Here is a 10046-nt window from a genome sequence, read left to right on the forward strand (position 1 = left end):
CTCTCCCCTTCCCCCGGACCCCCATCCCCTCTCCCCTCCTAAACTTTTTACATGCGCGGTGCGCGCGTTCGGAGGGGGATGGAAAAGTTGTCTTCGTAAGGGGTGAACTCCGGGGAGTTCGGTATGTCAACGGGGCACGCGGGAAGGCTTGCGCCCTCCCGTGCCGCCACAAATCTAGGCGAACTGTTCCAGGAAACGGATGTCGTTCTCGAAGAACATGCGCAGGTCGTCGATGCCGTACTTGAGCATGGCCATGCGCTCGACGCCGAGCCCGAAGGCGAAGCCCGTGTAGACCTCGGGGTCGTAGCCCACGGACTTGAACACGTTGGGATCGACCATGCCGCAGCCCAGGATCTCGACCCAGCCGGTGCCCTTGCACACCCGGCAGGTCTTCCCGTCGGTCTCGCCCTTGCCCCCGCAGATGACGCAGGAGATGTCCACCTCGGCGCTGGGCTCGGTGAACGGGAAGAAACTCGGACGGAAGCGGACCTCGGTCCTGGGACCGAAGACCTTGCGCACGAACACGGTCAGGGTGCCGCGCAGGTCGCCCATGGACACGTTCTTGTCGACCAGCAGCCCCTCGATCTGGTGGAACATGGGGGTGTGGGTCAGGTCCGAGTCGCGGCGGTAGACCTTGCCCGGCGCGATGACCGCCAGCGGCGGCTTGCGCTTGAGCATGGAGCGGATCTGCATGCCGGAGGTGTGGGTCCGCAGGACGATCTTCTCCGACACGTACAGGGTGTCCTGCATGTCGCGGGCCGGGTGGTCCGGCGGCATGTTCAGGGCCTCGAAGTTGTGCCAGTCGTTCTCGACCTCGGGGCCGGCGGCGTGCTCGAAGCCGAGCCCCACCAGGACCGAGGCGATCTCGTCCATGACCAGGGTCACGGGATGCAGGGAACCGGCCCACGGCTTGCGGCCCGGCATGGAGGGATCGAAGCGCGACAGGGCCTGTCCGGCCTCCTCCGCCTGCAGCTCGGCCTCCCACGCGTCAAGCTGAGCCGTGATGGCCTGCTTGACTTCGTTGGCCTTCTTGCCCGCGGCGGGCTTGTCGGAATTGTCGAGCTTGCCGAGCTTGCCCATGATCTGGGCGAGCTTGCCCTTCCGGCCCAGGAACTCGATGCGGAGTTCCTCCAGTTCCTTTAACGAACAAGCCTGGCCCTTGCGCGATGCGCAATCCTGGGCCAGGCTGTCGAGTCCTTCCAGGAAGGACTTCAATTCACTACTCACAATTTAGCTCACTTTGGCCTTGGCTGCCTCTGCGATCTTGGCGAACACCTGCGGATCGCGCACTGCCATATCCGCCAGAACCTTGCGGTTCAGCTCGATGCCGGCCTTCTTCAGGCCATCCATCAAACGGCTGTAGGACATGCCGTTGATGCGGGCGGCGGCGTTGATGCGCATGATCCACAGCTTGCGGAACTCGCGCTTCTTGCGCTTGCGGTCCTTGTAGGCATGGCACAGGGCCTTTTCGACGCGCTCACGGGCGGTGCGGTACAGGCGGGAACCCGCGCCGCGGTAACCCTTGGCCATCTTCAGATATTTGTTGTGACGCCGCTTGGCGGCAACTCCACGCTTTACTCTCATGGTAAAACCTCCATCGCTTTTACCTCCCGGGCCGGACGGACTCCCCCGGCGAGGTGGATTGCTTTATAGGTTGAAAGGGATCAACGGGCATCTCGTCTGGGCGCAACCGGCGTACGTGCGAGCAGGGGCCATTCCCCTCCTCTCTTGTGACGCCGCCGGATGGCCGTATCAGGCGGATTGCTAGCCGTTGGGCAACTGACGACGGACAGCCTTCATGTTCACGGTGTCCACGGTGGTGGACTGACCGAGGCGACGCTTTCTCTTGGCATTCTTCTTGGTCAGAATGTGCCTGAGATTCTTGCGGCGGCGCTTGAACTTGCCGGTCGCGGTCTTGGAGAACCGCTTGGCGGCTGCACGGCGGGTTTTGATCTTGGGCATAGTATCCTCCTAGAATGGGACCAAAGGCCCCTTCTCACGTCTCTATTTTTTCACCGGAGCGAGCATCATCGTCATGGTCCGTCCTTCCGACATGGGCTTGCTCTCGACTTTGGCTAAATCCTGAGTGTCCACCACGACCCTCTCGAGCATGGCCAGCCCGCGGTCCTTGTGGACGATCTCGCGTCCCCGGAAGAAGATGGTCACCTTGCAGCGGTCGCCGCCTTCCAGGAACTTTACAATTTGTTTGAGCTTGGTCTGGTAATCGTGCTCGTCGGTCTTGGGCCGGAATTTGACTTCCTTGATCTTGATTACGGTCTGCTTCTTCTTCGCTTCCTGCAGCTTCTTCTGCTGCTGGTACTTGAATTTGCCGTAATCCATGATCTTGCAGACGGGCGGGTCGGCGTTGGGCGCGACCTCTACAAGATCGAGACCCTTCTCCCGGGCGCGATCAAGCGCGTCGCGGGTAGCCATCACACCGAGCTGCTCACCGTCATCATCCACGACCCGCACCTTGGGGATGCGAATCCTCTCGTTCCGCCGGACCAGGTCTTCCCTCTTCTGATCCCGACGTATGTTACCCCGAAAAGCTATAGCTCATTCCTCCTGCTTTGAAGGGCGCCTTTGCAGCATCAAGAATCAACTGCGCGGCTTCCTCCAGTGTCACCATCCCGGGGTCATCTCCGTCTCGTGAACGGATATTGACGCATCCGGCCTCAACCTCTTTGTCACCGATTACCAACATGTACGGGATCTTCTCAACCTGAGCTTCCCGTATCTTGTAGCCGAGCTTCTCGTTGCGGGTGTCCGCTTCGATGCGGATGCCCTTGGAAACGAGGAAGGCCTCGGCTTTCTTCACGAAATCTGCTTGTGCGTCGGTCACGTTCAGCAAACGCGCCTGCACGGGCGCCAGCCAGACAGGATACGCACCAGCGCAGTGCTCCGTCAAGACGCCGATGAAGCGTTCGATGGAGCCGAGCATGGCGCGATGGATCATCACGGGCCGGTGCCTCTCACCGTCCTCGCCCACATATACTATGTCAAAGCGCTCTGGCAAGGTGAAATCCACTTGAATTGTGCCGCATTGCCAGCTCCGGCCAATGGAATCACGCAGGTGGAAATCGATCTTCGGGCCGTAGAACGCGCCGTCGCCTTCGTTGATGGCGTACGGCATGCCCGATTTGTCGAGCGCCTGACGCAGTCCCTCGGTGGCCAGTTCCCAGTCCGCATCGGAGCCGATGGACTTCTCCGGGCGGGTGGACAGCTCCACGTCGAACTCGTAGTTGAACAGCGCGTAGATGTCCTTGTAGAACTTGATCAGGTCGAGGATTTCCTCCTCCACCTGGTCAGGGCGGCAGATCAGGTGCGCGTCGTCCTGGGTGAAGGTGCGCACGCGCATCAGCCCGTGAAGCACGCCGGATTTCTCATGGCGGTGGACCACGCCCAGCTCGAAGTAGCGCTGGGGCAGGTCGCGGTAGCTCATGATCTTTCTCTTATAGATGATCATGTGCGCCAGACAGTTCATGGGCTTGATGCCGTAGGCCTGCTCGTCGATCTCCGTGAAATACATGTTTTCACGGTAGTTGTCGTAGTGGCCGGACTTCTCCCACAATTCCCGCTTGAGGATGATGGGGCCCTGGACCAGCTGGTAGCCGCGCTTGAGGTGCTCCTTGCGCTCGAAGTCCTCGAGGATGGCGCGCAGGAGCATGCCGCGCGGATGCCACAGGGACATGCCCGGGCCGACCTCGTCGCTGAAGGAGAACAAGTCGAGCTGCTTGCCGAGCTTGCGGTGGTCGCGCTTCTTGGCCTCTTCCAGGCGGGTCAGGTACTTCTTCAGGGCCTTGGGGTCCTCCCAGGCGGTGCCGTAGATGCGCTGGAGCTGCTTGTTCTTCTCGTCGCCGCGCCAGTAGGCCCCGGCCACGGAGAGCAGCTTGAAGGCCTTGATCTGCCCGGTGCGGGCCACGTGCGGGCCCCGGCACAGGTCGGCGAAGTCGCCGTGGGTGTAGATGGAAAATTCGTCGCCGCCCAGGTCGTCCATGATCTCGGACTTGTAGGTCTCGCCCTTGGACTCGAACAGCTTCTTGGCCTCGGCCTTGGACATGACCGTGCGCGAGAACTCCTTGTTGGCGCCCACCGAGGAGAGCATCTCCTTCTCGATGGCCTCCAGGTCCTCGGGCGTGAACGGACGTTCGTAGTCGAAGTCGTAATAGAAGCCGTCGGTGATGGACGGGCCGATGGTCACCTTGGCGGTGGGGAACAGCTTCTTGACCGCCTCGGCCATGACGTGGGCCGCGGAGTGGCGGATGATGCCGAGCCCTTCCTCGCTGTCCGCGAAGACGGGCTCGATGGTAGTGCAGGTCTCGGTAACGGGAGTGGAAAGGTCCACGATCGCGTCGCCGCATTTGGCGGCCACGACGTTCTTGAACTGTTTCTTGGACAGCCCTTCCTGGAGGGCGTCGGCGCAGGAGGCGCCGTCGGCCACTTCAACCTGTTTACCGGAGATTTCAACCAACACTTCATCTCTCCCTTGTCCGGCCGTGGCCGGAACCTTTAGGCGCGGTTGCGCCGTGAAACACCTGATCCGATCCGCCGATGCGGTTTCCGTTCGACTCCGGTCAAGGTAGGAACGGAACCGTGGGCCGTCAATGGGGAGACGGCCCGGACCGGCGTTTTCGCTTCAACCAAAAAATGGAAGGGAGGCCACTAGGCCTCCCTTCCGGGGATGTTCTGGTAGGCGCGGAGGGATTTGAACCCACGACCCTTTGCACGTCAAGCAAATGCTCTCCCCCTGAGCTACGCGCCTTCTCGTCGAAGCGGAGTGGAAAGTATATGGAGGGCGGTTGGTTGTCAAGCACGTTGTTCGGATTTTTTCATTTTTTCGGCTTCCGTTTCCGGGACCCCGGCCAAAGTCCTTTCCCCTCGCCGTTTTCCCCTTCGGGATGGCGCAACCGCCCGATTTGCCGTACAAGATGAAAAACGCGATTCCGAGGAGACGACCATGCATCCCATCGACATATCCGCCACCATCGTCGTGGAGGACCTGGACAAGGCCCGGGCCTTCTACACCACCCACCTGGACGGCCGCCTGATCTTCGACTGCGGCTGGTACATCGGCTTCCAATTCGGCCAGGACGGCCCCACCCTGCACTTCATGCTGCCGCAGTCCCCGGACCACCAGCTCTACCAAGGCGGTCTGACCTACAACCTCAAACTGGAGAACGCAGCCAAGGTCGAGGAGGCCCACCGCGAGGCCGTGGAGGCTGGCCTGCCCCTGCTCATGCCCCTGGAGGACCACCCCTGGGGCGACCGGGGCTTCTGCACCCTCGATCCCTACGGCGTGGCCCTGTACGTCTACGTGGACATCGAGCCGAGCGAAGAGTTCAAGCAGTTCTATCTGTAGTCCGCCCCACCACTGTTCATCGACCAAAGAAAAGCCGCCCTTCCGAGCGGCTTTTTTTTCTTGCATATAACGGCGACTAGCCCAGGTCTTCCAGGGCCACCCTCGCCAGCTCGCCCACCGTGGTGTCGATGAGCTCGCGGTGGTGGAAGGTGCGGATCGCGGCCGGATCGTCCTTGAGGGCCTCCAGCCCGGCCCGGGCCCCCTCGGCCTTGATCAGGCCGAGCACGCGGGCGGCGTAGGCCCGGTTGTAGGGGTCGGGGTCCTCCAGACCGACCATCAGGAAGCGCTCGCCGTGGGCCACCAGCTCGGGCCGGGACTCGGCCAGGCGGACCAAGCCCCAGTAGACGTCGCGGCGCAGCTCCGGATGATCCAGGAAGTTGCCGTCGCACTCCTCGTCGCAGAATATGTAGGACACCAGAATCTTGTGGAACTCCTTGGCGATGCGCTCGCTGTTGACCATGGCCTCGGCCATGAAGAGCGGGATGCCCCAGCCGAGGTTGCCCGACTCCTCGTTCATGTACCACATCAGGGTGCGCATGATCACCCGCGCCTTCTCCATGGACGCCTCGGCCATGCGCGCGGCGGTCAGTCCGAACGCCGTGGCCGAGCGCCAGCGCACGCGCTCGGACCGGTCCAGGCGCAGGTTGAGCAGCGGCGGAACCAGGTCCACAGGGCGGAACTCTTCCAGCTCGACGAGCCGGACCTGCCAATCGTCGTCTGCCAGGATATCTCGGACGGTCTTCTTGACGCTGCGGAATCGGGACATGGCGTTTCTCCAAGAAAAAAAGGGAGCCGTCTGTGGACAGCCCCCTTATTGTAATCATCTTTCCGGGATGGGCAACAAAAACGGTTCTTAATTCCCGGCCTGCTCCGCCACTTCCTTCTTGAAATCGGCGGGCACCTCGAAGCCGGATTCCTCGGCCTTCTTGATGCACACGGCGGCCTCGGCCCAGTTGCCGCGCTCGGCCTCGATGATCGCCTTGTTGTTCCAGCCAGGGCCGAAGTGGGCCTGCTTTTCGAGCAGGTTCTTGAGCAGCTGGTCCGCCTCCTCATACTCGCCCATGGCGATGAGCACGCTGGACATGGTCGCCTGGGCCTGGGCGAACTCGGGGTCGAGCTTCAGGGCCTTCTTCAGGGACTTGTGGGCCTTGTCGTTGTCGCCCTGCTGCATGTAGACGAAGCCGATGTTGCCCCAGGGCACGGCGAAGAACGGGCGCTGCTGGGTGGCCTGGACGTTGTAGCTCAGGCAGGAATCCATGTCGCCGCGCTGCAGGGCGATGCCGCCAAGCTGCACGTAGGCCTCGGCCATGCGCGGGGAATGGGCCACGGCGTCCAGGAACTCGCGCTCGGCCTCCACGAAGTCGCGGCGGGAAAGATAGGCCACGCCCAGATTGTAGTGGGTGTTGCCGCAGGTCGGGTTGTCGCGCAGTTTGGACTTGAGATCGGCAATGTACTCTTCAATATTGTCGAATTGTTCCATATTGGTTTCCTTGCTTTATGGCTGGACGCCGTGTTTCTTGCAGTGCTCCGCGTACCAGAGGCAGAAGTCGAAGACCGGCCGAATCTTCTCGAAGTTCATGACCAGCATCACGTTGAACTCGTTGATCTGGTCGATGTACTCCTGATTCAGGTGCTTGCCCGACTCGCGGATGAACAGCTGGGTCAGCTGGGTCTGGGTCAGCCCGGTCTTCTCCACGCGGATGTCGATGGGGTCGAACGGAGCCTGGAACGGGTCCCAGTTCTCGTAGCCCAGACGGTCCACGAACTTGCGCCGCCTGGGCGACATCTTTTCGTACATGAACCGCTTGCGCGCCTCGACCTCGTGGTCGGGCATCTCCTCGTAGTTCACCGTCTTGGTCATGACTATTCCTTGCCGCCCAGGACGATGGACTCGCCGCAGGACGAGCAGGCGGACTTGGATTCGGTGCAGGAGGCGCAGGCCGAGGGCTTGGCCGGGGCCTTGGCCGCCGCCGGGGCGACGATCTCCCTCGGCTGTTCCATCTCCTCGGGGCCTTTCTCCTTGAGCGCGGTCTTCTCGCCCACGCCGAGGTACGTCTCGTCGTAGTCCGTGACGATGGCCATGGACACGGGCAGAAGCATCTCGCCCAGTTCGCGGAACCGGGAGCCGATGCCGGACTGGAGCTCCTTGCCGATGGCCAGCAGCCGGTCGAGGACGATGTCCATGTTCACGGTGGGGTACTTCTCGCCGCCCTTGAAGCCCGCCTTGTTGCAGGTGTGGGCCTCGCCGCCGATGGAGGTGGGCACGCCGTACAGCCTGCAGGTGATGGGCCGGTTCTCGTAGATGGAGCACAGGTCGTCGTCGCCGAGCATGGGACAGCGCACCCGGGCCTTGGCCACCTCGAGGAGGATGTCGTTGACCGGGCGGCCTTCCTGGCTCGCCTTGAAGACCTTGCGCTTGAGCTTGTGGATCTCGCGGTCCGCCTTGTCGGCCCGGTCCAGGATGGCCGAGCGCTCCAGGCCGGAAAATTTCTCGTTGAACTTGGCGTTGATGTACATGCCCTCGACCAGGGTCACGTCGAACAGGGCGTAACAGCAGTCGCTGCATCCCTTGCCGCACTTGACCAGGTCCGGCATCTCGGTCTCGAACTTCTGGAAGACCGCGTCGATCTCGGCCACGATGGCTTCGTATTTTTTGAAATACTCCGTAAAATCAAGGGCCATTATCTGCTCCTGGACCGGCCCGGCGAAGACGCCGGCCATGGGTGGTGTTTCGCTTGGGACCAATTAAGTCGTGGTTCGGCGCCGTCAACCGCGCTGCCGAAAAAAGGAAGGGACGTACCCTGAAAATGAGAGGCCTTCGGACGACGGCTTCGGCGGTGAAAGGAGGCGGTCCTAGACGTTTCCCCGTGGCCGCGACCCGTTGCGCGCCCACCGTCCGGCGGCCTCAAAATGGAACGGGAGCGGCGGATATCCGCCGCTCCCGTAACCATATCAGAATCGTAAAGACTAGTTTTCTTCGACAGTGATGGCGTCGTTTTCGCAAACTTCGACGCAGGACTCACAACCGAGACATTCATCTTCGTTGACCGCAACGGCTTTGCCGTCCTGAAGTTCGTAAACTTCAACGGGGCAAACATCCACGCATTCGCCGTCGCCGGTGCACTTGTCAGTGTCGATAGTGATAGTGTAGCCCATTTTTCCCTCCAGAAAATAATTTGGGATGCCCTCCGAATGGGGGCTGTTTCGCGCGCTGCCCGTTCGGCCTGCGACCGGGGCGAGACACGACATTTCAAAGTACGATTCCGGTCATGCGGGACCGGGCACGAACTTGCTGATATATTCATGCCAGCCCTGTGTCAAGCCATGAAAGCGCTTTTCAAAAGTCCTACAAAATCGTGATTCGCGATGGCGGCTTGTGGTGCGGCCCGGAGTCGTTTACCTTACGGGCTGAAATCACGATACCAACCAAACGAGGTACCCATATGTTCACCAAAGACGAATTGAAAAAATACGCCGAGACCCTGTGGTGGGGGTTGTCCACCGCCCGCACCAAGCCCTACGCGCCCGGCGACTTCGTACTCCTGCGCTTCGATCCGGACGCCCTGCCCCTGGCCGAGGCCATGTTCTACCTGCTCATGGAAAAGGGCATCAACCCGATCCCGCGCCAGAACCTGTCCGCCAACATGGAGCTCTCCTTCTACGGCAAGGGGAGCGAGGGCCAGCTGACCGCCATCCCGTCCGGCGACCGCGAGTTCATCGCCGGCCTGAACGGGCTCATCTCGCTCATCGCCCCGGCCTCCCTGACCCACCTGCAGAACATCGACTCCAAACGCATCGGCCAGGCCGCCGTGGCCCGCAAGTTCATGCGCGACATCATGGAGAAGCGCGAGCAGACCGGCGACTTCGGCTGGACCCTGTGCATCTACCCCACCCCGGCCCTGGCCGAGGCGGCCAAGCTGTCCATGGCCGATTTCAAGGCCCAGGTGGTCAAGGCCTGCTACCTGGACGACGACAACCCGCCCGCCCGCTGGAACGACATCTTCAAGGAGGCCGAAAAGGTCAAGTCGTGGCTGAACAAGCTGGACATCGAGCACCTGCGCATCCAGTCCAAGGACACCGACCTCATCGTGGTCCCCGGCGAACAGCGCCGCTGGCTCGGCGTGTCCGGCCACAATATCCCGTCCTTCGAGATATTCCTCTCCCCGGACTGGCGCGGCACCGAAGGCGTCTACTACGCCGACCAGCCGTCCTTCCGCTCCGGCAACTTCGTGGAGGGCGTGCGCCTGACCTTCGAAAAAGGCGTGGCCGTCAAGACCGAGGCCAAGACCGGCGGCGATTTCGTAGCCAAACAGCTGACCCTGGACGACGGCGCCAACCGGCTGGGCGAATTCTCCCTGACCGACCGCCGCTTCTCCAAGATCAACGCCTTCATGGCCAACACCCTGTTCGACGAGAACTTCGGCGGCCCCCAGGGCAACTGCCACGTGGCCGTGGGCGCGTCCTATGCCGACACCTTCTCCGGCGACCAGTCCACCCTGGACGAGGGGCTGAAAAAACAGCTCGGCTTCAACGACTCCGCCCTGCACTGGGACCTGGTCAACACCCAGCAGAAAACCGTCACCGCCACCCTCAAAGGCGGCAAGGAACTCGTCATCTACACCGACGGCGAATTCCAGTACGAATAGGAAATGCCTCCGGCGGCCGGGGGGAAGGGGAGAGAGGGAAC

Annotated in this window: 12 protein-coding genes and 1 tRNA gene; 2 read left to right on the plus strand and 11 right to left on the minus strand. The window is 61.8% G+C overall.

Annotated features, from left to right (window positions below; genetic code table 11):
- Positions 1-174 precede the first annotated feature (174 nt).
- The 6 genes from pheS to AB6M95_RS18680 all read right to left on the minus strand — a co-directional run bounded on the left by pheS (position 175) and on the right by AB6M95_RS18680 (position 4762).
- Positions 175-1227: a phenylalanine--tRNA ligase subunit alpha gene (gene pheS, locus AB6M95_RS18655; protein WP_371388257.1), complete on the minus strand. Its 1053-nt coding sequence runs from the start codon at positions 1225-1227 to the stop codon at positions 175-177.
- A 3-nt stretch (positions 1228-1230) separates the two neighbouring features.
- Positions 1231-1584 (minus strand): 50S ribosomal protein L20, encoded by a 354-nt coding sequence (gene rplT, locus AB6M95_RS18660; RefSeq protein WP_014321735.1) that lies wholly within the window; start codon positions 1582-1584, stop codon positions 1231-1233.
- Between the two features lie 180 nt (positions 1585-1764).
- Complete coding sequence (gene rpmI / locus AB6M95_RS18665; RefSeq protein WP_319584296.1) at positions 1765-1962, minus strand: 50S ribosomal protein L35; 198 nt, start codon at positions 1960-1962, stop codon at positions 1765-1767.
- 42 nt (positions 1963-2004) lie between these two features.
- Entirely contained in the window at positions 2005-2535 is a 531-nt protein-coding gene (infC, locus tag AB6M95_RS18670) for a translation initiation factor IF-3 (protein ID WP_071544262.1), read from the minus strand.
- 1 nt (position 2536) lies between these two features.
- Entirely contained in the window at positions 2537-4474 is a 1938-nt protein-coding gene (gene thrS / locus AB6M95_RS18675; protein ID WP_371388258.1) for a threonine--tRNA ligase, read from the minus strand.
- A gap of 213 nt (positions 4475-4687) precedes the next feature.
- A tRNA-Val gene (locus AB6M95_RS18680) sits at positions 4688-4762 on the minus strand.
- A 195-nt stretch (positions 4763-4957) separates the two neighbouring features.
- Between AB6M95_RS18680 and AB6M95_RS18685 the strand changes: the two genes are divergently transcribed.
- Complete coding sequence (locus tag AB6M95_RS18685; protein ID WP_371388259.1) at positions 4958-5359, plus strand: VOC family protein; 402 nt, start codon at positions 4958-4960, stop codon at positions 5357-5359.
- Positions 5360-5435: 76 nt separating this feature from the next.
- Here the strand turns inward: AB6M95_RS18685 and AB6M95_RS18690 are convergent, their stop codons facing one another.
- The 5 genes from AB6M95_RS18690 to AB6M95_RS18710 all read right to left on the minus strand — a co-directional run bounded on the left by AB6M95_RS18690 (position 5436) and on the right by AB6M95_RS18710 (position 8515).
- A complete protein-coding gene (locus AB6M95_RS18690) occupies positions 5436-6125 on the minus strand; it encodes a DVU0298 family protein (protein WP_371388260.1) in 690 nt (229 codons plus the stop codon).
- Positions 6126-6212: 87 nt separating this feature from the next.
- A complete protein-coding gene (locus AB6M95_RS18695; RefSeq protein WP_371388261.1) occupies positions 6213-6839 on the minus strand; it encodes a tetratricopeptide repeat protein in 627 nt (208 codons plus the stop codon).
- 15 nt (positions 6840-6854) lie between these two features.
- Positions 6855-7220, minus strand: a complete 366-nt coding sequence (locus tag AB6M95_RS18700) for a hypothetical protein (protein WP_371388262.1) — start codon at positions 7218-7220, stop codon at positions 6855-6857.
- 2 nt (positions 7221-7222) lie between these two features.
- Positions 7223-8041 carry a YkgJ family cysteine cluster protein gene (locus tag AB6M95_RS18705; protein ID WP_371388263.1) on the minus strand — a complete coding sequence of 273 codons (819 nt, stop codon included), beginning with the start codon at positions 8039-8041 and terminating at the stop codon, positions 7223-7225.
- Between the two features lie 285 nt (positions 8042-8326).
- On the minus strand, positions 8327-8515 hold the full coding sequence (locus AB6M95_RS18710) for a ferredoxin (RefSeq protein WP_066802455.1): 189 nt from the start codon (positions 8513-8515) through the stop codon (positions 8327-8329).
- A gap of 287 nt (positions 8516-8802) precedes the next feature.
- Here AB6M95_RS18710 and AB6M95_RS18715 point away from each other — a divergent pair, with 287 nt between their 5' ends.
- Positions 8803-10005 carry an aminopeptidase gene (locus tag AB6M95_RS18715; RefSeq protein ID WP_371388264.1) on the plus strand — a complete coding sequence of 401 codons (1203 nt, stop codon included), beginning with the start codon at positions 8803-8805 and terminating at the stop codon, positions 10003-10005.
- Positions 10006-10046 lie beyond the last annotated feature (41 nt).

It is taken from the genome of Pseudodesulfovibrio karagichevae (genome assembly GCF_041414475.1).
GTDB lineage: Bacteria > Desulfobacterota > Desulfovibrionia > Desulfovibrionales > Desulfovibrionaceae > Pseudodesulfovibrio > Pseudodesulfovibrio karagichevae.